This is a genomic window from Niallia sp. Marseille-Q9988 (assembly GCF_976954375.1).
On record NZ_CDRJSZ010000013.1, the window covers coordinates 1 to 25,729 of the forward strand.

At 32.5% G+C, this 25,729-nt stretch carries 22 protein-coding genes and 1 pseudogene; 1 reads left to right on the forward strand and 22 read right to left on the reverse strand.

What is annotated here, in order from left to right; genetic code table 11:
- Window positions 1-124: 124 nt before the first annotated feature.
- Window positions 125-1,696 (forward strand): annotated as a pseudogene (locus ACWNMZ_RS20275) (LTA synthase family protein); the annotation flags it as partial.
- Between the two features lie 76 nt (window positions 1,697-1,772).
- On the opposite strand, the gene ACWNMZ_RS20280 reads toward ACWNMZ_RS20275, so the two are convergent.
- The 22 genes from ACWNMZ_RS20280 to ACWNMZ_RS20385 all read right to left on the reverse strand — a co-directional run bounded on the left by ACWNMZ_RS20280 (window position 1,773) and on the right by ACWNMZ_RS20385 (window position 25,552).
- Window positions 1,773-2,072 carry an ArsR/SmtB family transcription factor gene (locus ACWNMZ_RS20280; protein WP_016205120.1) on the reverse strand — a complete coding sequence of 100 codons (300 nt, stop codon included), beginning with the start codon at window positions 2,070-2,072 and terminating at the stop codon, window positions 1,773-1,775.
- Between the two features lie 174 nt (window positions 2,073-2,246).
- Window positions 2,247-3,278: a flavin-containing monooxygenase gene (locus ACWNMZ_RS20285; protein WP_016205121.1), complete on the reverse strand. Its 1,032-nt coding sequence runs from the start codon at window positions 3,276-3,278 to the stop codon at window positions 2,247-2,249.
- 126 nt (window positions 3,279-3,404) lie between these two features.
- Window positions 3,405-4,973, reverse strand: coding sequence for an IS1182 family transposase (locus ACWNMZ_RS20290; protein WP_251629777.1), 1,569 nt, complete (start codon window positions 4,971-4,973; stop codon window positions 3,405-3,407).
- A gap of 171 nt (window positions 4,974-5,144) precedes the next feature.
- Window positions 5,145-6,098 (reverse strand): cation diffusion facilitator family transporter, encoded by a 954-nt coding sequence (locus ACWNMZ_RS20295; protein ID WP_016205123.1) that lies wholly within the window; start codon window positions 6,096-6,098, stop codon window positions 5,145-5,147.
- 291 nt (window positions 6,099-6,389) lie between these two features.
- Window positions 6,390-7,100 (reverse strand): copper resistance D family protein, encoded by a 711-nt coding sequence (locus ACWNMZ_RS20300; protein ID WP_156827888.1) that lies wholly within the window; start codon window positions 7,098-7,100, stop codon window positions 6,390-6,392.
- 381 nt (window positions 7,101-7,481) lie between these two features.
- Window positions 7,482-8,081 (reverse strand): copper resistance CopC family protein, encoded by a 600-nt coding sequence (locus ACWNMZ_RS20305; protein WP_016205126.1) that lies wholly within the window; start codon window positions 8,079-8,081, stop codon window positions 7,482-7,484.
- Window positions 8,082-8,517: 436 nt separating this feature from the next.
- Complete coding sequence (locus tag ACWNMZ_RS20310) at window positions 8,518-9,048, reverse strand: copper resistance CopC family protein (protein WP_016205127.1); 531 nt, start codon at window positions 9,046-9,048, stop codon at window positions 8,518-8,520.
- 343 nt (window positions 9,049-9,391) lie between these two features.
- The gene (locus ACWNMZ_RS20315) at window positions 9,392-9,688 is read right to left on the reverse strand and encodes a hypothetical protein (protein WP_016205128.1); all 297 of its coding nucleotides are present in this window, start codon (window positions 9,686-9,688) and stop codon (window positions 9,392-9,394) included.
- A gap of 363 nt (window positions 9,689-10,051) precedes the next feature.
- On the reverse strand, window positions 10,052-14,161 hold the full coding sequence (locus ACWNMZ_RS20320) for a PKD domain-containing protein (RefSeq protein ID WP_251629773.1): 4,110 nt from the start codon (window positions 14,159-14,161) through the stop codon (window positions 10,052-10,054).
- Between the two features lie 179 nt (window positions 14,162-14,340).
- Window positions 14,341-15,387 (reverse strand): hypothetical protein, encoded by a 1,047-nt coding sequence (locus tag ACWNMZ_RS20325; protein ID WP_016205130.1) that lies wholly within the window; start codon window positions 15,385-15,387, stop codon window positions 14,341-14,343.
- A 341-nt stretch (window positions 15,388-15,728) separates the two neighbouring features.
- On the reverse strand, window positions 15,729-16,229 hold the full coding sequence (locus ACWNMZ_RS20330; RefSeq protein WP_016205131.1) for a hypothetical protein: 501 nt from the start codon (window positions 16,227-16,229) through the stop codon (window positions 15,729-15,731).
- A 9-nt stretch (window positions 16,230-16,238) separates the two neighbouring features.
- Window positions 16,239-16,610, reverse strand: coding sequence for a hypothetical protein (locus ACWNMZ_RS20335; protein WP_016205132.1), 372 nt, complete (start codon window positions 16,608-16,610; stop codon window positions 16,239-16,241).
- A 64-nt stretch (window positions 16,611-16,674) separates the two neighbouring features.
- Window positions 16,675-16,851 carry a hypothetical protein gene (locus ACWNMZ_RS20340; protein WP_162837589.1) on the reverse strand — a complete coding sequence of 59 codons (177 nt, stop codon included), beginning with the start codon at window positions 16,849-16,851 and terminating at the stop codon, window positions 16,675-16,677.
- 16 nt (window positions 16,852-16,867) lie between these two features.
- Window positions 16,868-17,023 carry a hypothetical protein gene (locus ACWNMZ_RS20345; RefSeq protein ID WP_193224519.1) on the reverse strand — a complete coding sequence of 52 codons (156 nt, stop codon included), beginning with the start codon at window positions 17,021-17,023 and terminating at the stop codon, window positions 16,868-16,870.
- Window positions 17,024-17,217: 194 nt separating this feature from the next.
- The gene (locus ACWNMZ_RS20350; protein ID WP_016205133.1) at window positions 17,218-18,126 is read right to left on the reverse strand and encodes a hypothetical protein; all 909 of its coding nucleotides are present in this window, start codon (window positions 18,124-18,126) and stop codon (window positions 17,218-17,220) included.
- Window positions 18,127-18,148: 22 nt separating this feature from the next.
- Window positions 18,149-19,129, reverse strand: a complete 981-nt coding sequence (locus ACWNMZ_RS20355; protein WP_251629772.1) for a hypothetical protein — start codon at window positions 19,127-19,129, stop codon at window positions 18,149-18,151.
- Window positions 19,122-20,660: an ATPase, T2SS/T4P/T4SS family gene (locus tag ACWNMZ_RS20360; protein WP_251629770.1), complete on the reverse strand. Its 1,539-nt coding sequence runs from the start codon at window positions 20,658-20,660 to the stop codon at window positions 19,122-19,124. Before ACWNMZ_RS20360 ends, ACWNMZ_RS20355 begins: the two co-directional genes overlap by 8 nt.
- A gap of 15 nt (window positions 20,661-20,675) precedes the next feature.
- Entirely contained in the window at window positions 20,676-21,830 is a 1,155-nt protein-coding gene (locus ACWNMZ_RS20365) for a P-loop NTPase family protein (protein WP_251629768.1), read from the reverse strand.
- A 15-nt stretch (window positions 21,831-21,845) separates the two neighbouring features.
- A complete protein-coding gene (locus tag ACWNMZ_RS20370) occupies window positions 21,846-22,595 on the reverse strand; it encodes a hypothetical protein (protein WP_251629766.1) in 750 nt (249 codons plus the stop codon).
- Complete coding sequence (locus tag ACWNMZ_RS20375; RefSeq protein ID WP_251629765.1) at window positions 22,592-24,061, reverse strand: P-loop NTPase family protein; 1,470 nt, start codon at window positions 24,059-24,061, stop codon at window positions 22,592-22,594. Before ACWNMZ_RS20375 ends, ACWNMZ_RS20370 begins: the two co-directional genes overlap by 4 nt.
- Window positions 24,062-24,501: 440 nt before the next feature.
- Entirely contained in the window at window positions 24,502-25,113 is a 612-nt protein-coding gene (locus ACWNMZ_RS20380) for a hypothetical protein (RefSeq protein ID WP_251629764.1), read from the reverse strand.
- Window positions 25,106-25,552, reverse strand: a complete 447-nt coding sequence (locus ACWNMZ_RS20385; RefSeq protein ID WP_251629763.1) for a hypothetical protein — start codon at window positions 25,550-25,552, stop codon at window positions 25,106-25,108. Before ACWNMZ_RS20385 ends, ACWNMZ_RS20380 begins: the two co-directional genes overlap by 8 nt.
- Window positions 25,553-25,729 lie beyond the last annotated feature (177 nt).

Below are 25,729 nucleotides of genomic sequence, written 5' to 3' on the forward strand. Positions count from 1 at the left end.
TCGTCGTTGTTTTAACCTTATCAGAAATGGATTCTTTTTTCATTTATCAAGTGAATTAACATTTAACAAAAAAGCTTATTGGAATAACGATTGTAACCAATTAATGATTTTCTATGAATAATTCAGGCCTTATGATGTTCTGTTTTTTCTAGATTTATTAATTCTTATTCTTTTCCTAGTCTTTCGGTTAGTTAAAATAGATATGAAAGAACCTAGAAGAAGAACTAAACTAGGTATTTTTACAGTTACTATGATTTTTTCTATTTTAAACCTCGTTTTAGCTGAAGTTGACAGACCACAATTGTTAACAAGGGGATTCGATCGAAATTACATTGTAAAATATCTGGGGTTATATAACTACACTATTTATGATGGCATACAGAGTTCAAAAGCATCTGCCCAAAGGGTCATGGCATCAAGTGATGAAATGACGGAAGTAATAAATTATACTAAATCAAATTATGCAAAACCTAATCCAGAATATTATGGTATTGGCAAAGGCATGAATGTAATTTACTTTCATTTAGAATCGATTCAAAACTTTGTTATTAACTACAAATTAAATGGAGAAGAAGTTACTCCATTTTTAAACTCATTAACGAAGGAAAAAAATACTTTATATTTTAAAAATTTTTTCCATCAAACTGCACAAGGAAAAACATCTGATGCAGAATTCATGGTAGAAAATTCTCTATATGGCTTACCTAGTGGTTCAGCCTTTACCATGAAAAGTGGGAACACCTACCAAGCAGCACCGGGTATTCTAGGGCAGAAAGGCTATACTTCAGCAGTATTCCACGGAAATGCAGGCAGTTTTTGGAACAGGAATGAGATGTATAAATCATTAGGTTATAACAACTTTTTTGATGAAAGCTATTATAGTGGCATTAACGAGGAACAGATGACTGATTATGGAATTATGGACAAGCCCTTTTTTAATAAATCCATTCCATTGCTTAATTCTTTGAAACAACCTTTCTACGCAAAATTTATATCTGTTTCTAATCACTATCCTTATTCCATAAATCAAGAAGAAACTACTATCCAAGCAAATAATACAGGTGATAAGTCAGTAGATGATTATTTTCAAACTGCCCGCTATGCAGATGAAGCACTTGAAAATTTCTTTGATTACCTAAAGGATTCTGGTCTATACCATAATTCCATTATAATTATGTACGGGGATCATTACGGTATCTCCCAAAACCATAACTCAGCAATGGAAAAGGTTATAGGGAAAAAAATAACTCCATTTGAATCAGCTGGCTTGCAGCGTGTACCACTATTTATCCGTGTACCTGGACAAGAAGGTGGAATTAAAGAAGAGTACGGGGGTCAGATAGATTTATTGCCTACTCTTCTACACCTTCTTGGTATGGATACAAAAGAGTATATTCAATTTGGTTCAGACTTACTGTCAGAAGAACATAATCAACTTGTACCTTTTAGAAACGGTGAATTTGTTAGCCCAACCATTTCCTCAGTTGATGACAATTTTTATAACTCGGAGACAGGAGAGTTATTAGAAGCTGATAAAATTGAAGAAGCCATTGAAACTCAAAAAAAGGTTGCTAACATCCTATCCCTTTCAGACCAAGTGGTTAATGGTGATTTATTAAGATTTTATACACCTAAGAACTTTACCCCTATCGATCCTTCTCAATACATTTATAAAAAATTTGAGAACGATGAGTAATTAATAAAGAAACCTGATAGTCCACTGGGATTATCAGGTTTCTTTATATTTTTTATTTATTTTAATAGCAACCTTTTTAACAAGATTGCTCTAAAAGTCGATTAATGGTAACAATTAATTTCTCATCGTCATGCCTATAAAAGTTCTCTGTACCTTTTTTGCACTCGATATAATTTATATTTTTCAAGTAGTTTATCTGGTTAGAAACCATTGAGTTAGACATTTTAAGTCGATCGGAAATTTGGTTAACCGTTAAGTCCTTTTTGTAAATTAAAGATAAGATTTTTATTCTTGTTGGATTGGTTAACACCTTGCATAGTTGAGAAACTCCTTTTATATTCTCATCCGATAACAAAGAGAGAACTTCTTTCCTCATCACTTCCCCCACCTTCTTTTCCTATACATAAATATATTCTTACATGAACAGATATGCATATATAAAGGATATCTGAAAAACATTTTCTTTGTCAATTAATTTATTTTTTATTGAGGACTCTACCCACTTTATCTTATACAAGTAAAGTCCATCCTCTTCCCTTAAACAACTTTTCTATTTTATTTTTGCAACTATATATTCTGCATCGTATCCAACTCCTTGAAGTAAAGCAGAACCACGTCTATGCTGCCACGGTAAACCTATAAAATATAGACCTTTAATATTGGTAACGCCTCGTTGATGAATTAGTTTTCCATCCTTATTGTATAAATCATCTATGTTCAGCCAAGGTAATGAATTTGTAAAACCAGTAGCCCAAATAATATTGTTAACTTCTAGTGATGATAAATCTTTAAATATTACTTTATCGCGATTTATAACCATTACTCTTTCTTTTAATTTCACCTTATTTCGTTTAATGGCATCTCTCAGTTCGAATCCAAATATAGGATCACCCTTTTTTTGGATGAACCCTCCCAATAAAGAATTCTTACTTGCACTTAAAATTCCCAATTTATCAAACCACCAGAAAATGCTTTTTTGTTTAAAAATTAATGGCAAGAATACTAATTTATTACTATGTGCCAAGTATGTTTCTTTTTCTTCGGATAGTTCAACTGCTATTTGAGCACCGCTATTTCCACCGCCTACAACTAAGACATTCCCATCCTTTAACTGCTGTGGATTTTTATACTGAGAAGAATGCACTTGATAAATCTCATTAGATAAATCACTGGAGAATGACGGTATCATAGGTGTTTGAAAGGGACCTGTGGCAATAACTAGATTACGTGTCGTGTACGTATCTCTATTTGTACATACTACAAATTCCTCTTCTTGTTTTGTTATACTTGTTACTACTGTTTGAAATTTAATAGGTAGTTCAAACTTTTTAACATATTGTTTCAAATAAGAAGCTACCTCATCTTTTGTAGGGAACCCATGCTTATCTCCTTCCATTGCAAAACCAGGTAGAGAACTATATATTCTAGGAGTAAATAAAATCAAGGAATCATATCTGGACTTCCAACTCTCCCCTATTTCTTTTCCTTTATCTAAAATAAGAAAATTCATACCCGTTTCTTTTAAATAATAACCCATGGAAATACCAGCCTGGCCCGCTCCAATAACTAGTGTGTCCAACATTGTATTTATCCCCCTTAATATATAACAAGAGGCTGGGACATAACTAGCCTCTAAAAAAGAGAAAAGTGAATTTGAGGTACTCAAATTCACTTTTCTCTTTTTTTTCGTGTTAATTCTTCTATTATCTTAGTTAATGGCAGTGAATTTTCTTAAATTCACTGCCATTAATGCGAGGCCCATTTCGTTTTCCACCTTCGATTTTCCTCGTACAGAAAATCGAGTGAAACGCAAATTAGCCTTCAAGAATCCAAAAACTGGTTCCACATCGGTTTTGCGTTTTCGATAGATGGCACTCGTTTTCTCTTCTGAAAGCTTCGCTCTCACATATTCTTTTTGCTGTTCCCATTTTTTGTTCACCATTAGTTTTCGATTGTTTCCTTCTTTTGCCTTGGTACATGATGAACGGAATGGGCATCCTGAACAGTCTTCGCACTCGTAGATTTTGAAACTCCTTTGGAAACCTGTAGCGTCGGTTCGGACAGAATGATATTGAAATTCTAAACGTTTCTGATTAGGGCACGTATATGTATCGGTTTCTTGATCATATACCCAGTTATCAGGATTAAATGTATTTTGTTTGTACTTTTTCTTTTGTTCCTTCAAAAACATGTTATATGTTATCAGTGCTTCTCGGTTTCTGTTTGAGAGAATATCACTAAAGTTTTGTTCACTACCATAACCTGCATCTGCAACAATATGTTTCGGTAACTCGAAATAATGTTGCTCTATCTCATCTAAAAATGGAATTAACGTACGTGTATCTGTTGGGTTTGGAAATAAACTATAAGCAAGCGCATATTGACCTTCCGTTGCGATTTGTACATTGTAACCAGCTTTCAATTGCCCGTTTTTCATATAATCATCTTTCATTCGCATAAATGTCGCATCTAGATCTGTTTTAGAATAGCTATTACGTGGTCCAAAGATTGTAAAATCCTGTTGGTACTTCCGTTTTCTCAAGACAAAATCAATCAACTGTTTACGCACTTGTTTCGGGTATTTTCGTTCACTTCGTAAGGCTTTTCGTTCAGTAACGTCTGAAGATTCTTCAATTTGTTTATCATATTCGGTCACTACTTCGTCTACTTTTTGAACCATTTGAGTGAGCTCTCCAAATGATAGCTGTTCATCACTTTTCCGTTCAATTTGGGGTATGATTTCGTTCTCAAGCAACTCATTGTACAACTGGTTTGACTTATCAATTAAACTCTGATGAAATTTCTCAATCGCTTTCTTCCAGACAAACGTAAATTTATTCGCATTCGCTTCAATCTTTGTACCATCGATAAATATCGCTTCTTGATCGATCAGTTTTTCTTCGATCAATTGGCAGCGAAATTGGATGAAACATTGACGAATTAAATCTTTTACTTCTGGTTGAACGCGAAATCGGTTAATTGTACGATAGCTTGGTTCATACCCTTGAGCTAACCACATCATACGGATACTGTCTTTTAATAGGGCCTCCATTTTACGCCCTGAAAAGACAGATTGAGTGTAGGCACATAGAATAATTTTAAGCATCATGCGTGGATGATAGGCAGGACAACCTTCATTTCGAAGAAATGGTTCAAACGCTTCTTGAGGGATACTTTCCACTAAATGATGGACATGGAAGGCAATATCATTATTTTGTAATTTTACTTCTAAATCTAAAGGTAAAACGATTTGATTCATGGTATAATCTTTAAACATAAGGATCCTTCTTTCTGATTAGATTTTGTTGTGGTGACTTTATTTTATCAGAAGTGATCCTTATTTTTCTTCAAAAAAGTAAATCAAAGCCTGTGAAATTTTACTATGAGTAAAATTTCACAGGCTTTTTCATTTCAGAGGAGGGTTATGTCCCAGCCTCTTCTTTTCTAATTAATGATGATGATGATCATGGGCTGGTTCACCTTTTGCTTCACAAAGGATTGAATTTTCATGGTTATGTGCTAAAGTTTCCATTTGGATGGTTACATGAGTAATCCCCTTGTGTTCAAGTGCATGTTCTATTTTCCGAAGAATATTTTCACCTTCGGCGATAGTTAATTGCTTATCAACGACAGCATGGCAAGACATTGCATTCAAACCACTTGTGATGGACCATATGTGTAGGTCGTGAATAGAGTGTATTCCTGGTGTTTTACTAACTGTGGTAATAATGTCCTCTACGTCTACATTTGAAGGAGTTCCTTCCATAAGAACGTGAATAGCATCTTTGGTTACATAGTAACCACTTCTTAAAATAAGAGCAGCTACTAATACACTTGCCAATGGATCTGCCCAACCCCATCCAAAAAACATGATAAGCAATGCAGCTATTATGGCACCAACTGAACCAAGCATATCACTAATAACATGTAAAAAGGCACCACGCATATTTAAATTGTTTTCTGTATCTCCATTTCGCATCATAATCCAAGCTACCAATATGTTAACAAGTAAACCAATAATACTAATATAAAGCATACCTGTTGTTGCTACCTCTGGTGGATTGGCAAAACGGTTAATTGCCTCATAAAAGATATAAAGAGAAATAAGTATTAGAGTAACTCCATTTATAACAGCTGCTATTATTTCAAAACGTTTATACCCAAAGGTTTTACTATGACTAGCTGCTCGCTCCCCTAATTTAAATGCTATGAGTGCAATCAACAATGAAATGGAATCACTTAACATATGTCCTGCATCGGATAGAAGCGCAAGACTATTTGTAACAACTCCTCCTATTGCTTCAATTACCATGTAACTCGTAATAATAATAAAAGAAATGAAAAGCACCTTTTTGTTTGATCCACCTGTATGATTATGACTATGACTATGATCATGCCCCATTATAATAATACCTCCTTAATAAAACATCTGATTATATACTACCCCAATAAAATAAATGAATGTATTTTAGCGCACACTCTTGAAACTAAAAGATGTTATATATTCTTCTTATTACAATATATGAACATATATTCATATAATTATTATATACTCGTCTTTATTAAAAGTCAAAAAAATTCTATAATATGTAAAATCTAAATTAAAAAAGGGAAATAATCCATAAGATAAAAAAGATCAATTCATTAATTGAATTGATCGAAGGAAATAGGAACTTTTCTTCCAATTAAGTTTTTATTCCATGCTAAGCATTAATGAAATATACAAACTAATAACGGACAGGAGACACATACAGAACGATAAAATCACATGCCTTTTATTTATAAAGGAAAGTACTAATAAAACCAAAAAAAGTAAAGCAAATATTAACAGTATGATACTGTTTAAATGAATGCTTATTTGCACCTGTATATCAGGTACAACATCTCCTCTAAAAAAGAGTGAAGTCATTTTGGAAATAGTTTCATTTGTAATAGCTGTTTCTTTTGGCGGTGATTGTTGACCTAATGCCGCTGTTGCAGAAAAAATCAACAATATAACAATACTTTCTACCTTTACCCATGACCTCGGCTTAAATTTTATATCTTTTTTTAATTTGTTTCTAATAAGAACTCCATTGATCATTGCATAGACAAGTAAAGGAATAATCAAAAGATGTTTCAATAATAATGCTTGCCCATAAGGTATCATCCATGAATTAAAGTAGCTTTCATAGTCAACAACAAGGTCCATTAATAAAAAACCAGATATTATTGTCAAACCTAAACAAAAGATAGCAGTTGGTGTAAACCAACTTAAAAATGGAAGCCAATTAGATTCGCCTTTGGAAAACCAACTAACTACAAGAATTACACCAACCCAAACACTGACTGCTGTAAAATGGACAGTATCACTAAAAAATCCTTTAATCGGACTTATTGAACTAGCATGACTTGACCAACCCATGGAACATATTAAGATAAAGGTAAGCAATATCCCTATAAAGTTGTGCGACTTCTTTTCATTATCAGAATGTAACAAAAAGAAGAAGAATATAATAGAGACAATAAAACAAAAGAACCAGGATTTCCCTGTTTCAAAAGTTAATAAAACCAAAGGTAAAGCCTCTAAGAACCCACGTAATGAACTTAAGTACAAGATGAGTTGCAAAACGGGTATAAATGAAAATATTACTATCCCCCCGAGGGAGAATAGTAATATTTTTTTAGGTACATGCACCACTGGTCGGTGCTTATTAGGTACAAGATCGAGAATAAAGCTCCCCATTAGCATGGCATAACAAACATATAACAAAGCTTGAGTAAGAGTACCTATAATCACCATTTTTTATTTCTTCCTTTTTATAATGAAGGCCGCAGCTATGATAAGAAGGATAATTCCTACTAAGATTATTATTGCAGGAATTAAAACAGTGGAAGGGTCTGAATTTCTCTTTTCATAAGCAGCATGTTCCTCAGGAGTCATGGAGGAATGATCCACTTCTTCCTGTGATTCGTCTTGTGTGGATTCCTCCGTTACAGATTCATCTGTTGCTTTTTCCTCCGTTACACCAGTATTTTCTTCTTCTGTAACAGGCGAATCAACTATAAATGAATATTCCCCTTCTATAACATGCCCGTCTACTCCAATAATTTGCCATGTTACATCATAGTTATCATTCTCCAAAGGTGAAGACAACCTTCCAGTCATTTGGTCATCTGATAACTCAATATTTTGAACGGAAATTTCCTTTCCGGCTGAATTCACAAGAGTAAATGTACTTCCCTGTTCAATTTTCGTCTCAAATGTGAGTGTTAATTGATTAAATTCTTCCTTTACTGTCTCCCCATTTTCTGGTGAAGAACTTTTTAAACCTGTATGTGCAAAAGCATTATTTGCATTTAGAAAAAACAATCCTACTAAAAGTAAAGAAATGACTTTCTTCATCGTAACCCCCTATGAATTTATATTATATTTGTAGAAAAAACATTAACACTATTTTAGTAGTGCTATCATTATTATACATAAATTAAAATTTATTAAATGTGTCTATTTATTGAAGTTTTATTTTTACATATGAATTATATACGGACATACGTTTTACGAGCCTGAAAAATTCGAATCATTCTTATTATGATACACTAGTAGATCACCACTTGATGCCTCACCCTTCGGGTCCTTAAATACAATAAAGAAATAATGAAAGTTATATGTAAATAAGGATGCAGGTAAAAAAGGGAACTTCTGACTGGACAGAAGTTCCCTTTTTTACCTGCATCTTCTATATAAACACATAACATACTTTAACTTTTGATTTAATTCTTTATATTGAAAAGTAAGTAATTTAAGTACTGACAAAAACCAATATTTAAAGTGCGTTTTGTTAAAGTTCTTTCCTTATTAACCATATAACCACAATTGCAAAGATAAGAAATAGCCCCATTAATGTTACTAAGATGTTTTTGTCATCTGTATTTTCACTTATACCATCATTATTATTTTGGACTTGGCTTTTTTCCTCTTCATTAGTGATTTGCTGAGTTGTATTTTTTTCTCCCTCTTTTTGTTCTATTTGTACAAGAAAGTTAATTTCACCTCTTATTGGATGACCATCTTTCCCGACAATATACCATTCAATCTTATACGAGCCATTGTCTAAAGGTTCTGTTAAGGTTCCAATCATTTTTTTGCTTTTAACTTCAATATCAATAAACGAAATTTCGGTTCCATCCTTCAAAAGTTTCATTGTGCTTATTTCGTTTATAGTTGTATTAAAATAAAGGTTAATTTGATTGAATTCCTCGGTTAATATTTCTCCTTCTTTTGGATTAGATGATACAATGCCTGAATGAGCACTAACAATTGAAGGTGATATCATTAATATACATAAAACGAAAAACAGAAATTTTTTCACGATATATATTCTCCTTTCTGCATTCTTAATATGTTCATATGTATTATCTAAGGAAATGTGACAAATACATTAACTAATGAAACCCAATCATTATATTTTTTATTTTGTGGAAGTATACCCAGATCCAAAAAGTAAAGTAGCTGCTATTCGTAGGTTTGTGAAGAAATTCACTTAAACTATCCTGCCCCTATAGCGACAAAAGAAGCATCTTATTTATTATAGGAATGTAGCACGATCTTTCTAAAGAATTTTTCATTAGGTTTTATTGATAAATGTTAAAAACACCACTAGAGCAAAAATAATAAACTTAGGGAAACACTATTTAGGACTTGCTACTCAAGATTTATTCTAAGAATGGTTTAATTAATTCCTGAATTTCGTCGTCATCCAATCTCTCGGACATTTCTTCGAAGAACTCTCCAACCGGTAATAATTCCACTGAAAAATCCTTATATAGCTCTTTAGAAACATGCTTTAAAACTTTATAGTACTCTGCAGCTAGTTGATATAAATCATTCTCTTTGGTATCCCTTTCTGGTAGTAACCTATTAAATATATATAACCTTTCAATAGTCATCTCATAGTTATTTAGCAGGGCAGTTATTGGGTCTGGAATTGAAAGTGTTTTTATTTCAGTCATGTATATCCTCCTTCGCATATATCTACATAATTTCTAAAAAGCGAAATTTTCATTATAAATCTGATTTACTAGCCATATGGATTACATCATCTTCTGTTAAATTTAGTAAGTTCATTCAAATATTCACCAAAAAATATGTAAATCCTTCTTTAACTCTCCTGCCCCGTTAGTTCTAGAAGAACTGGCAAGATTACGATGAATACTATTCGTTTTTAAATAACTTTATTGTTTATTAAACAACTATATAGTTGTTTAAAGGGACATTATTATTCGTGAACACCAATATAAATAAAAAAACCAGTATTAACAATAGTTTGTTAATACTGGTATTATGACAAGCCATACTATAATTGACCACATTAATTAAAATTTGCGATGATATCTAGATGAGTTAAATGCGTTATCAATTATATTTATTTTAACGGTATCCTTTTTAATTACTCCATTCTTATACTTTACTTCAAATTCAAATTTAGCTTCTCCTACTTTCAACATAGTTGGATAGTACTGATGTTTTTCTTCATAAAGCGAACCATTATACAATATATTAGTTACTTTATTTAAATCAACAGGAGAGGTAGTATTTTTGTTATCCATTTGAACCGCGGATAAAGTACTCTTTACATAAATAGTTTCATAAGGTGAAGTATCTGCTTCAAGTAAAAACTTTTCACCACTAAAAAATTTATCTAGTGTATTTCCAAGTTTCTCATGCTTTTTCTTCCAATCGGCTGTATGATTTACATGTCCTTTTATGATTAGTGGTTTAGCATAAAAGGACATATCTACAGTCGTTTTATCATGGCCATCATCCACTTCGGTAGTAAAATCATAATTCCCTACGTCTGGAACAAAAACATAACAAACCTCTTCACCAGAGTTAATATTTGATTTTGTTAAAACGGTTTGTTTATTCCCATAATCCTTTTCTAAAAATAATTTAACTGTCATTGGTTGTTTATCTAAATCAATTACTTTTATACAAACATTTACGGTATCACCTTCATATACATCCTTTGGTGTATATGTAAGAGTAACTTGTGGTGGTCTATTGGTAATCTTTAGAGTTTTCTCTTTTGTACCTGTAGCTCCATCATCATCTGTAACAGTTAATTTTATTTTATAATCTCCCACCTTAGTGAAAATATTTTTAGGATTTTTTTCAGTCGAGAATTTGGTCCAAGTCGTTTTATTTGGTTCCTGATATTCCCATATATTTGTTAATGGATCACCGTCTGTATCAAATGACTTGTTAGTGAAAGAGACAGTGGTATCATTATAAATGGTTGTTGGGTTCCAAGTAAAATCCGCAACAGGAGCTCGATTTTTAACAGTAACATTTTTAGTCACGTTGTGACTAGCTTCTCCGTCTGAAACCGTTAATCGGACTTTCCAAACCCCTTTCTTATTTAAAGTGTAAGAAGGGTCCTTAGAAGTAGAAATAGTACTCCAGGTAGATTCATTTGGCTTCTGAGCTTCCCACTTATACGTTAAAGAATCTTTATCAGCATCGGTAGACTTATTAGTAAAAGAAACGGACGTATCATTATAGATGGTACTAGGATTCCAAGTGAAATCTGCTACAGGTATCCTGTTTTGAACAGTAATGTTTTTAATCACATTATGACTAGCTTCTCCGTCTGAAACTGTTAATCGGACTTTCCAAACCCCTTTCTTATTTAAAGTGTAAGAAGGGTCCTTAGAAGTAGAAATAGTACTCCAGGTAGATTCATTTGGCTTCTGAGCTTCCCATTTAAACGTTAGAGAATCTTTATCAGCATCCGTAGATTTATTAGTAAAAGAAACGGACGTATCATTATAGATAGTACTAGGACTCCAAGTGAAATCTGCTACAGGTATCCTGTTTTGAACGGTAATGTTTTTAGTCACATTATGACTAGCTTCTCCGTCTGAAACCGTTAATCGGACTTTCCAAACCCCTTTCTTATTTAAAGTGTAAGAAGGGTCCTTAGAAGAAGAGATGGTACTCCAAGTAGACTCATTTGGCTTCTGAGCTTCCCATTTAAACGTTAGAGAATCTTTATCAGCATCCGTAGATTTATTAGTAAAAGAAACGGACGTATCATTATAGATGGTACTAGGATTCCATATAAAGTCAGCAACCGGAGTTCTATTCTGCACAGTAACATTTTTAGTTACGTTGTGACTAGCTTCCCCATCTGAGACAGTTAAACGAACTTTCCAAACGCCCTTTTTATTTAGAGTATAAGAAGGTTCTTTTGAAGTGGAAATGCTACTCCAAGTAGTCTCATTAGGTTTCTGAGTTTCCCACTTATACCTTAGAGAGTCACCGTCAGCATCTGAAGATTTATTACTGAAGGAAACAGAAGTATCATTGTAAATGGTACTAGGACTCCAGGTGAAATCAGCATTCGGCGCTCTGTTTTTTACAATAATATTTTTAGTCACATTATTGCTTGCTTCCCCATCGGAAACAGTTAGACGAACTTTCCAAATCCCCTTTTTATTTAGGGTATAAGAGGGATTTTTAGAAGTCGAAATCGTACTCCAATTAGTGTCATCAGGCTTTTGAGTTTCCCACTTATACGTTAGAGAGTCACCGTCAGCATCTGAAGATTTATTACTGAAGGAAACAGAAGTATCATTGTAAATGGTACTAGGACTCCAAGAAAAATCGGCAGCTGGTGCTCTATTCTGTACAGTAATATTTTTAGTTACATTATGGCTGGCCTCTCCATCTGAGACAGTTAAACGAACTTTCCAAACGCCCTTTTTATTCAAAGTATAAGGAGGGTCTTTAGAAGTAGAAAATGTACTCCAGGTAGTCTCATTAGGCTTTTGAGTTTCCCACTTATACGTTAATGAGTCACCGTCGACATCTGAAGATTTATTACTGAAAGAAACAGAAGTATCATTGTAAATGGTACTAGGATTCCAAGTGAAATCAGCTATTGGAGGTCTATTAATAACATATAAGGCATGACCGACAACACTTTCATCTTCTCCATCAGAAACAGTGAGTTTAAAGGTGTAGTCTCCCTTTCCTATAGTGAAACTTGACGGCGTTTTTGCAGTAGACACAGTCACATAATTACTATCTGCGCTGCCATATGGTTTTCTTTCCCAGCGATATGTTAAAGAATCTCCGTCAGGATCTGAAGAACTATTAACCATCTTGATTGGTGTATCATTATAAATAGTATTGGAAGGATCCCATTCCCATTTTGCAACAGGAGGCCTGTTATTTACATATAAAGCATGTCCAGCTTCTGCCTCTTCTTTTCCATCAGAAACTACTAATTTAAAGGTATACTTTCCTTTTGCAATCTTAAAGCTAGATGGCGTTTTAGCAGTTGATATTTGAACATAATTACTATCAGCTGATCCATATGGTTTCCTGTACCATTTGTAAGTTAAAGGGTCGCCATCGGGATCAGACGAATTGTTTATCATTTTGACAGTTGTATCATTATAGACGTTATTGGAAGGATCCCATTCCCATTTTGCAATAGGAGGTCTATTTGGTTGAAATGATAATTTAGCTTGATCTCCTTTAAAAGTAAAATATGCGGTATTTGCCCATTTGGTTTTATTACTATCATGTGGACTTCTAACTCCATACCAAACAGCTGTTTGTGATTCTTCAAAATCGACTTTTGTATAAGTTTTCCCTTGAGTGAAGTATCTGTTATTACCTAATTCATCAATGACAGAGGGTGCACTTTCTCTGGGCGTTTTCCTTCGTAATACACCTTCTGCATTCATTTCTAAGGTATTAGTATTGGTACCACTTGAAAGCGATAACTTTCCTCCCTCATATGCTTTATTACTAAATTCGAAAGGAAGAATAAGTGGCGTATACACAATTTGATTTTGCACTTTTTTAACGATAAATAAATCCCAATTAGCTTTTTCTTTTTTATTGAAAAGCTCTTCTAAGGGTAAATAAGCATTAAAACTTACATCTTGATATTTCATATTGCAATCATCGTTCCATCTATTTGTTGCACTAGATGGACATTGGTTCCATATGCCAGCCCCTTGATTATTATATTCTAGATCCTCAGTTGCATCTAAACTTCCTTGAACTGTTTTATAAATTTTTACTGTGCCGATACCACTATCACCAGATGATTTTCTAGCAACTATATACGTATCTTGGTTAGAAGAGGTATGTTCACGATGTCCAAATAATACTGACCAACCCGAAAATCTAATATATTTTTGACTACCTTTCCCAAAATTTTTTGTTGTAACTTGATAACCATTTGTAACAAACTTGTCTGAATATACATCGTAAACTATTTTTCTTCCACTAGTCATAGTGAAATCTTTTGATCCCATTAGGTTATTCCAATTATTCTTAACCGTTGATGAAACATTATATATATCTTCATCACCAGTACTTGCGTGAGCATGATGCTCTTGAATAAAAAGTAAAAATAAAAAAAATAAAATAGGAATCAGAAAAAAAATCTTTGCATTTCTCATTTAAATCCCGCTTTCTATTCTTTGTAAAAAAATTAACATTTCACCTCCTAATAATAAAAAACGACCCAAAACTAAAGCAGTTTATTAAACTACTTCGTCTTGGGTCGTTCCCATTTAATATAAAAGTTTATATTAAATATTTTAAAGCAAATTAAATGGGGAATCAATAAATAACAAGTTTAAATTTTTAATTTTTTCTTTCTAATAATGAAGATTACTGCAGCTCCGATAATTAGTACTCCTACTACCGAAATAATTATTGGGAGTTTACTAGATTTAGACTCATCTTCATCTAGAATTGAAGAACGAGTTGCTTCTTCTTTAATATTATCATTGTTTTCATTTGTAATATTGGTATCCATGTTATCTTCCTTGTTTTCAGTAGAAGGGTCGTTTTTATCAGAACTTTCTTTTTTCTGCTCAGTTTCCATTGTGCTTTCTTTTGTTTTATTATCATTTTTATCAGTAGATGTATTACTTCCTTCCTTTATCTTTGTTACAGAGGCAACAACTTTATTTTCCTCGTTATTGCTTCTATCGGAAGAACTACTTTGACTTGATTTTGATGAACTATTGGAAGAAGAACTGCTGTTTGTTTTTTTACTTTCTGAATTATTGCTTGTTCCACTTGATTTTGATAGATTAGTTGAGTTGCTTTTACTAGAACTCGATTTTGAAGTATTAGTTGAGTTATTTTTACTAGTATTGGTATTGCTTGAATTTTTACTACCTGTAGAAGTAGAAGGTTTTGTTGCTTTATTATCAGAATTCGGTTGTGTAACCGGTTTGGACTCTGGTTTAGGCTTTGGTGCAGGTTTAGGGTCTGGTTTAGGCTCAGGCTTTGGTGTAGGTTTAGGTTCGGGCTTTGGCTCAGGCTTCGGTGTAGGTTTAGGAGTTGGCTTAGTAGCAACCCTGTTAATATAAACCGTTAATTCTGCATGAGTGTGTTTATCTGAAAAAACGGGTACTATAAACTTTTGACCACTTTTTGTTACAGATTGATGAACCCCACCAAAAATATTAAAAGTATCTGCAGCCTTTGCATAATATCCATACACTATATCTCTGCATAATCCACTTGCATTTGCTGGGTTAGCTTGTGTAGCCTTATCTGAATTAATTGTCATGCTACAGGATGCTAAAGGTAACTCATCTGCAAGCAAATGCACTGGTTTTAATACTCCTAAAATTAGTATTAATGTTAATAACGTTATTACTCTTTTCATATAAATTTCCCCTCTCAATTTTTTTACTTTATTTTTTGTCCTTTATAAACGAAAAAAAGCGATCCAATGGGACGTTTTAATGGATCAGAGTATAATCACCCTAATCAACTTCTAAAACATAGTCCCAAAGAACCGCATCTTTTTTCATTAATCGAATAGCCATTGATGGCACAAAAAATAAAAAATAGTATTGATATGCCTTAATTATACCCGGTTCTTAAGATAATTTCATTATAAAAGTAAAAAAAATTGGTTGTTTTAACCATGTTCACTGTTTATATCGGATAATTTTGGAATATTAAAAGAAAAAACCATACAATTAGCATGGTTCTTTTATCCTGTTATTTATTTTTATACTCATAAACCGCTGCTTGTCGTATCATTGCAAGATCTCCTTTGAACCAGCGGGGGCTTTCAGTAGTTACAATGGCAATTACACAAGGACCTTCTACGTTTTCGAATACCTGGTAGTTATCGTTATAATATACAAACGGATAGGTCCTGGATATACTATCATCAATAAATTCTAGATGAACTAAGTACAATTCTTTCTGAAAAAAAGAGTTTGCGGTAGGTGTATAAACATAGCCCTGAGAACTTTTAAGTTTTAAATTATTATTTAAACTATTTTTAAGATTTTCTAATGATTTTTCTTTATCAAAGATTATCTTTCCTTCAGATAATGCAGCTGGATTAATCGCAAGACCAGCATCATGAACTGCTAATTCTAAAGAGTTCTTTAATTGTCTAGAAGCGGTTTTGTCTGTATCTAAATTAAGCTGTAATTGCATAATTAATGCAAAAAGTAGTGCAAATAATAAAGTTCTTAATGTTGTACTCATTATATACTCCTAATATTCGCTTAAGATTTTGGTGCTTTTTGAAATAGTTCTAGGACCTTGGTTGAATATATTAAGAATAAATATAAAAGTTCGTGGCACTTCAATAGTAGCTTCTATATATTCGTTTCGAGGGGTTAATTTAGATGTTCCTGTGATGATAATTTTAGATTCGTCAAAGTTATAACCCTCTACTAGAGTTTTTTTCATTTCCTTAATAATTTCTGGTGTTAATCTGCCTTCAATAGATGCTTTTTTTGCTCCTTCAGTTAAAGTAACTTCAATTGCTTCACGATGCATACTATCAATTGATGCTAATATTGGTGTGAATATAAGGTTTACTGTGATAAACAATACCATCCATTCGGCTAACGTTCTTGCCATTTAGAACACCCCTTTGAAAAAATCAAAGGAGCGGTAAACTCCTTTGACTGTAAATGTTGATCTTTTAATTATTACTAGATACACCAGCACCAGTAGGAAGGTTGCTTTGTGCTCCGTTAATTTTTGCGGAATAAGTAGTAGTATTTGAACCTACTAGATTGTATCCGATGAAGAATAAGAATGCGCTAATTGTTACTACTGTAAGTCCGATTTTCAAGAATTGAGCTAAAGTTGTGTTCATTTTTAAAATTCCCCTTTTACAATTTGATTTTTATTTGATGTTCATTTTGTAGCATATCTTGATACTGATTGTTTTTTGCTTTATAAGCATTAAATGAGGTTCCTAAAATTAAATAAGTCATAATGGATACAATTGCTGCCATCATCATAAATGTTAATAGTGATTTATTCATAATAATATCCCCTCGTTATCCACCGCTTTTTGCAGTATATAGAGCCATAGAATCAGAGAAACCAGATAATTCCTGATACAAAGCTACAAAAATAAATGTACTTATCACAATGGCTGTAATGGCGACTTTCATGAAAGTACTTAGCGACGTATTTATTGTTGGTCACCTCCTTAAAAGAATAATAGATTCCACCTTTACATTTGTGATTTATCTAATATAGCTATTACCATCATTACTACTACAAGTACAAAGTTTAATATATGAATAAAATGTGTAGCTTTGATAGGAATTTTTAATAGATCTGTTGTTATTTTTCTTTTTCTTCTGTAATTTTCAACTTGTTTTTTTGCAAATGTTCCATGCATTCCATTTAACTGTTCAAGTGCGGTCTCTCTTTTCATACTGTCTAGATTTTGTAAAACTCCGATTAGCGCCTCGCTGGGTTTAGAATCTAAGTGTTTAGAAAATTGTTCTAATGCTTTACTTGGTCCATCACTAGTCCATGAACTTAGTAATTCCGTTAACGGTTTTTGTAGCAAATAGAAAAATGGCTTTATATTTTGCAAAATACTATAAGTATTAAGACGATGGACAGTCATCATTTCTATTTCGTTAATGATTAAATCATAGAGCATAAAAATCTCTGAATGTAATTTCGATGTTTGATAGTCAATGGTTCTTTTCATGATATAAACAAATAACGAAATAGGATTACTAGGAAGAGCGAAAACAAATAGAAGTAATATAACAGCAGCCTTTGGTGCAAGATAATCCATATTCCCTAATAAAACCGGAAAAACTATGTAATAAAGAACTAAAAATGCTGTTACTGAATATAGAATTAAATAGTATTTAATACCATTTAGTCCTAATGGATACTTTGCTTGTTTAAACCATTCCTCGGCTTTAGAATTTTTAGCAAGTCCTAAAATAGAGTTCTTATTTTTTTGTAAATTGCTTTTGAACCGTAAACGGTGTTGCATTCGTTCAGATGTTGAGTTCATTCCCAAATACACTAAATATCCTGAAGTAAAAGACAGAACAATCACAACTAAGTATTTAAATACATCTATGTATTTAAATAATAGAACTTCTGATTCCATAAAAATTTTACTCCTTTCCTTGTTATAGGTCGTTTTTAGGATGTTTTAAATAAATTGAAATTATAAGTGAAAAAACAGTCCCTACTACGGAAAGGCAAAAGGTAAATAATGTCCATTTTTCTCCAAATTGAAGCTTAAACCAATCCTGTGCTCCACTTGTAAAATAACCTAATAATAGTGAGCCAATAAACAATGGAACCGTTAGGAATCCATCATAAATAGATTCAACAGTTAGAGATTGTTCTTCTTCTAACATTTCTTCTGTATCCTCTATTTGTTTTGTTAGAACTAAGAGGGAATGTAATACGTTTTCTTTATACTTATAGCCTTTTAAAATAATACTTCCTAATCTTTTTGACCAATTGGTTCCAGTTGTATAAGTGAAAACTTGAATGCTATCTCTCAATTCTTGTTCATTTCGAGATAACTGAAGATCAGTAATTAAGCGAACTGTTACTTTTCTTAAACTCTTATTCTGTATTTCGTTTTGCATGGCACTTAAAGCGTAATAAATATCATATTTATTAACACTATAGGCTTGGGTTAGTTTCTGAACCATACTTAGAAATTCTGTACTCATGACATATCTCAATTTGTTTAATTTTATCCTTAATATTAAATATGGTACGGTCATCAGAAGTAACCCGAATAGTAGGGCGATAACAAAATCTTTTATTAAATAATAGATAAAAGCGAAACTAGTCAAACCAAGTAAAGTGGTGAATAAGAGAAATACACCAGTATCATTGTCACTACGATGATCACTTGTAGTTCTTATTAATAAGCTTATGTGTTTAAAAAAAGGGTGCTTATAGGTATGAGATTCTGGTGAAGCATTACCACTTTTGATTCTTCTTATTCGGTACTTATAATTAACTTCTTGATACTTTATTTTGACTGAATCCATCATAATCTGATAGGAAATATAAAGCCCAGAAACGATAAAGATGGAATAGAGAACGTAATTGATACCAGCTTGCCAAAGCCATTGAAAATTATTCATTTAAAGCACCATCTAATAAATCATTAAGAATATTATCTTTTTGTCTCTCATATTCGCTCATTGGAAAAAGCTTTTCTTTCTTTTTTAGATGATTTAATAGAATTTTAGTATCCTCTACACTTTCTTCAGCCATTAGATATAGAAGTTCCTTACTTATGTTAGAAGAATAATAGTATTGTCCGCTTATTGGGTGGTAGCGAACTAGATCTTGTTCTTTTGGTTTCTTTTCGTTCTCATCCCATATAATTTCTGTTACACCGATAACCCTTTTCTTTCTTCTATCTCTTTCTGCGCTCAGGGAAATGACCAGGTCAATATTTCTCGCTACCCTCTCTTGTTCGTTATCAAATTTCCGATTGGGAAATTCATCTAATAAATGTCGGGTAATCTGAGCAACAATATTTTTAACGGCTGTTAAATGATAAGTAGAAAAGGCACCGCGTTCTCCTCTTTCACAAGCTTGTAAGTACCCCTCTGTTTCTAGAGAACGAATCTCCCCAACAATAATATAGTCATGTTCCATACGAAGAAGTCTTGGTACGGCATGATGTAAGTCTCCTTCTGTGGCCTGAACTTCATAAATTAAACGATCTTTTAAATCCTCGGTTAGATTTAATTCAAAATGTTTTTCTAAAACTGCAATTGTGTATTCAGGTGGTCTTTCGCGTATCATTGACTTCATAAAAGTTGTTTTTGCAGATCGAACTCTTCCAGCAAAAATGGTGTTAGCCATGCTTCTTGATAAGGCTCGATAAAAAGGAACATCATCTTGTGGGATTGTTCCTAATCTTGCTTGTTCTTCTAAACTGTTATTTTTAATTACGAATCGTCTAAATACTATAATGTCTAGTTTAGTTCTAGGATTCATCATCATGGTGATTCGCGAACCATCTTCTCGTTCTATTTCCAGTTCTGGTTGCTGCTCATTAATTAGTGCTTCTTTTGTTCTAATTTGAAAAGCTTTTTTTATCCGATTTACTACTGCTATACTTTCAAATTCTTCTGGCTGTTTTTGAAAATAACCATGTTTATCGATCCATAATTCAGTCCCTCTGATAACAGCTGATTCACTATTAGGTTCTTTATCCCATTTATGTAGAATACTTACGCCCCATACTTCATGGAAAATTGCTTCTGGTAAAGAATCATAAAAAGAGGGATATTCATCGGACGTAATATTCTCTTTTTGTAAGACTTCGTTAATTTTTGTTATAAAGTAAGATATAGCCTGTTTGTCCCCAATAACTGCTTGGTGCTGCCTGTTTAACCAAACATCATCACTATTTGAATCATCGTTTATTAAAGAGGAAGATTGATCATTTTCTACAGATTCAGCTATTATGATACTTTGTAGCTCTTCTTTAACTTGGTTACAAATTAAACGAAATGTCTTTTTTCTTTCATAGGTAGTTACAAAATCTTTTTTTAACCCTTTTTCCTCAATAGTTTTAGATAACCATTGGGAAGGCTCAAACTCACTTTCTAATCCTAATGATTGTTCTGTATCATTTTTAACTGCATTTAAAGTCATTTTTTCGCCTCCTTATTACCGGTTAAATATAGATAAAAATCCTTTCTTTTCTTTGTGCTCCTTCGTATCTTCTTTCTCTGTTAATTTAGCTTCAGCAATTATTACATTAGCTAAAACATCTATTGGCTTGTTATAGCTACTATCTGAAAAATCGTATAGTAATTTTTTCTCAAAAGTAGCAATGGATCCTAGCTCCTTCATATCTGGTATTGTGACAACTCGATTCATATTTAGTTCTTCCTCAAGTTTTTTTTCGCTTATTAATGCATTCGCAGGTTGGAATTTATTGATAACAAGCATAAAATCATCATTTTTCCCACCAGAAGGTTCAATTATTTGTTGGTATAGATAAGGATAATATCCTCTATAGCCTTTCTCTTCTTGATTAGTAACAAGAAATTTCATATTACTACTTAAGTAAGCTTGTGCTGCAAGTGCAGAATCAAAGTGAGTGCCCGCATCGATTAAAATTACATCAAATAACTGTTGAGCTGTTTGAATCAAATGTTCAATTTCATAAGGTTTATAAAATCTTTGCATTTTAATATCGCGGTTGCCGGCCAAATGATAAAAGGAATCATGATAATAAATAGCTTCAGATAACCTGTTTATCGTTAAATTTTTGACATTGAGATCTACTTTCAAATCATTTAAATATTGACCTTGATACAAGTAAAAATAATCGGCTGGATCCCAACTATTTAAACTCAAAACTAAAACCTTTTCTTTTACTTTGAGTGATAATGCTCTTCCTAAATTTAAAGTGGTAGAGGAAACACCAGCACCATTATGTGTGCCAAATATGCCAATGATTCTCTTTGATAAATAATCATCTTTATTCGTTAGGTTATTGATACAGTATTCAACTACTTGAAGTTCTGTAGAATATTCATGAATAAGGGTTACTTTATATGCTGCACATAGTCTTGTAATTGTCTTAGTAAATTGTTCACTCTTGATTTGAGTAGGCTTAAAATACATGGGAATAGAGGGATATTTCTCTCTAACTACTCCTATGTTATTGATGTCAAATGAATCTCCATCTAATAAAACAGCGTCAATTTTTTCCTTATTTGAATAATCAATATTGCCCATATGAGCATGGAGGTTGTCCATTTTGTCAATTAGTTCTTTGTAGATAGAGTTTTGACTAAAAATTAATATTTCCATTACATGTCCTTCTCCCTATTGATAAGTTATATATAATTTTGCTCCTTTACCGAGCACTTCGTTCATTAACTTTTTAAAGTCCTCTTCATTTAAAATAATTTCCAAATCACTTATGCTTGAAGTGGCATTAAGGCGTTTATCCTCTTTGTTGTTTTCTGAAGATGAGATTACCTCTTTATTACTCGAATCTTTTACATAGACAACTTTTATTGATTTTAAGAAAGGTTCACTTTCCATAGAATTTGACACTTTCTCTATCTCTTCTTCTGTATCCTCAGAGCTAGTGGTAGAAGGACCATTTTTATTTAAATTTGTAGTTCCATCGTTATAAATCAAATAAATATTTACGGTATCTTTTCTTCTTAAAGAACCAGGCATTGCATAAATCATTTCTTTCGTTATAGGGCGAATAGCTTCGCCTTCCTTTTCATTTGGTAAAAGTTCATCGTAATCTATCATTGTTTTTGTAAGAAGAGAATTCCCTTGGATAATCTGATTAGCATCTAATCCAATAATGTCATCCACTTCTGAAGGTAGGATGACATCATTCATTAAAGTTTGTTTAGGTCTCCGTTCGATAAGTAACTTATCTTCTGTAATAGGTTCGTTTTTTAATATTTCAGAAGAGGGTTTAATCACTACAACCTCTGTTGAATCAATTCGTACACGTAAGAACTGATCATAGAATAAGGTTAAACCGATAGCTGAGAAACCTACCAATAAGCCGCTAATTATTTTGATGGAAGGTCTTTTTAATAAATTCATTCGTATTGATTACCTCCTGGATTCTTTTTTTCTATCTTAATTTTTCTATTGAAGAGTTTGTTTAATATCCCGCTGCCTTTAGCCTTCAATAATTTATTAGGTAGCAAAAGCTCTAATATAGGTACCAAAAGTTCATTTACCTTACTTCTATAATCTTTATAGTCGTTAAGGAACATGCCTTGATATTGAGCTACATATACATCTTCATCTTGAAAAGAAGGAAGTATAGAAATTAATTTATCTTTAAATAAATCCTGTATTAATGGATTTTTCTTTATTTTTTCATTGAAACGATTACCGATAATATGCGTTATCTCGGATTCTATAAGGCTAGCAAAAAGTGAGTTTTCACCAAGGCCCTGAAGTTGGGTGACATCGGAGTCAAGAACAATGAATAGATGATCGGCTATCTCCAATAAATCAGTGACTATCTCATTGTCTAAGTTGCTACCGACATCGATAATCGTTACAAGTGATGAATTAGTGTAGAGTAATTTTATATAATCCTCAAAGCTAATTCCTGCTGGTTCTTCACTTAATAAAGTGGGATTATGACATATAAGTTGAACGCCCTCTCGAATCCAGTCTGTTTGAATATCTGAGTTATTCTCTTGTTGTGTACTCCATTTACTTATGTAATTTGGAGCAAATTCATGGCCATAAAAACGGTCATATGTATAAGGCTTTAGCAAAGGATCTTCCACATATAAAGTACTTACTTGGTAATTAGCTATACTGCGAGCTAATAGATGTGAAACAAAGGTTGTACCATTGCGGGGATAAAAGCTGCCTATTAGGATAGTCTTTCTTTTTACTGGTATACCCACTACTTTTTCATTAGGTGCATTATGTACATGAATGGAGTATTCACGTTTTATTACATTTTTTTGGACTATTTTTTGTACAACAGTTTTTTCTTTCGTATTTTTCTCTATTTGTTGTTTATCAGTTTTCTCTTCAGTAACGTCCTCCTCTTCCAAATCTTCTTCAAGTAAAGCAGGTATTTCTTCCCCATCGATACTAAGAGAGTTATTGAGAAAAGGTGCTATCTCTGCAAATGAAACTTTCCCCTTTAACTGGTTTATAAATTGTTCAATATCAATTCGTTGGGTATTAAATATATCAAGTACCCCCATGCTAACTAGTCGAGAAAGAAGAGGGTCATTGGTTGATCGTTCACACAGAAAAACTATTCTCAATGAGTCGTCGAAATCAAGTCGGAGTTGTTTTATAATACTTATCAGCTCTTTATCTTTGTCTCTCTGATTCTCTTGAACAGATTCTAAATAAGTATCATGGACAATTAACACGGAAGGTGATTCTTCTTTAACAATTTCATAAAGATATCTTCGATGTAATATTTCTTGTTTACTCAATGTAAAATCATCAGGATATTTTGAAAATGTTTCAAATAAAATCTTGGTATATGATTTATCACCTACCGCTATTAGAACCTTCTTTGACATACTAAAACTCCTTTAAAACAAAAAAACACCCGAACACAAGGCAATTACAAAGAATTGTCTTACATTCGGGTGCTTCCCGTTAGTCATATATTAATTTTGTGTATTATTGAGTGAAAGGTCTCCTAGAAAACTAGAAGACATTTACATTTAAATGAGAAAGATTGACGACGATTCAATCTTTAAACACATAGTATCATGTTATTAATTTAGATTCAAGTTAATTATTCACAAAAAAAGTATTGGAAATTCAATTATCACCTAAATTAATCTCTGTTACAATTAGAATTTTATAGATATGTGAAACTTAAACAATGGATATTACAATTACAGTTGTTTCTAATTCTAGTTTTGAGAGTTTATTTTGCATGATTGTTACAATCAGTGTAAGGTAAAATAGAGTAGTTAGTCCAGTATGACCTTTTCTATTTTCTTTTCTTTTATTAATCGGAATTTAATCTTCTTATTATATTTGGAATTACATTTCCTAAGTTGCCTTTCTTATACTGCTGTATGAAATCACTATATAGTAATCTTAATATATCCTCTACTTCAAACTCATTTTCTGGCTCAATATCAGTAATATCCGATAACATTACCTCAAGTCTAAGTGCTACTTTCCTTTTTAGTGTACATTCGATACGTCTAGTTTTGGGTGTTTTATTTGGTTTTGTAAAGGAAAGAGGTTGGTGCTTCTCTTCCGCATAACTATAAATCTTTACGAAATAATCATTTCTCTGTTTTAGTTCATGATATAAGTCGTAAGGATTGTTCCTATCTTTAACTTGATATAGAAAGTCATCCACTAAAATGCTTATTAGATCTCGTTGGGTAAATTCATAATTTCCCATCGCTTCTGAAACATCTTCACAAAATAACTCCCCTCTTAAATATTCAGAAACAGGGATGAAAAAGAAATAAGAAAGTTTAACTGGATTTGTTAATTTATTTATTGAAAAGTTTAATAATCGGTCAAAAAATCCATCCGGTTGATAAGATAACTCATTAAGTTCCTCTTCATATACACGATATATTGGTTTATTGAATTTAGCCATATAAATGACCATCTCTTTCTTTAACTAACATGAATTTCAATAGGCGGTACGCTGCTTCTTTAAGGCTACAATCCCATTCAACTGTCTTATCAAAGAGTAGGTCATGATAATAAACTTCTAATTTTGCAGGATATGGTTTTCCATTTGGATTATAGGAGTCTTCAAAAATCTGGGCATCTTTATATTCTGTTAGAGCTTTTTTTACTAAGAGGGAACAAAAAGGTGTTGGCTGTAGTCCTCTCCTATTGGCCAATCTTTTAATGAGTTTTCTTTCTTCATCGGAAAGAGGGATCTTAACATCCTTTTTCTTATCAATCCTCTTTTTGCGTCCCTCCTCTTTAGTTATTGGGATTTTCCGAACATTCCTTATTATTAATGGTTCTTCTTTCTTTTTTTGTTTGTTGTTAAAAATAGGATTTAATGGCTTCCTTCCATCCATAGCTCTCTCTTCCCCCTCTTCCTTCTTTGTTTTTCCCTACTTTATCTCAGTGTCAGTGTGCCAAATTGTTATATTGCTAGAGTATGAGGGGAGGGAGAGGTTTAGAACGTATAGAAACAAGAATTTTGGACAAACTTTAAATAGACGAATAATTTAATATAAAAGGAGTATTTTATA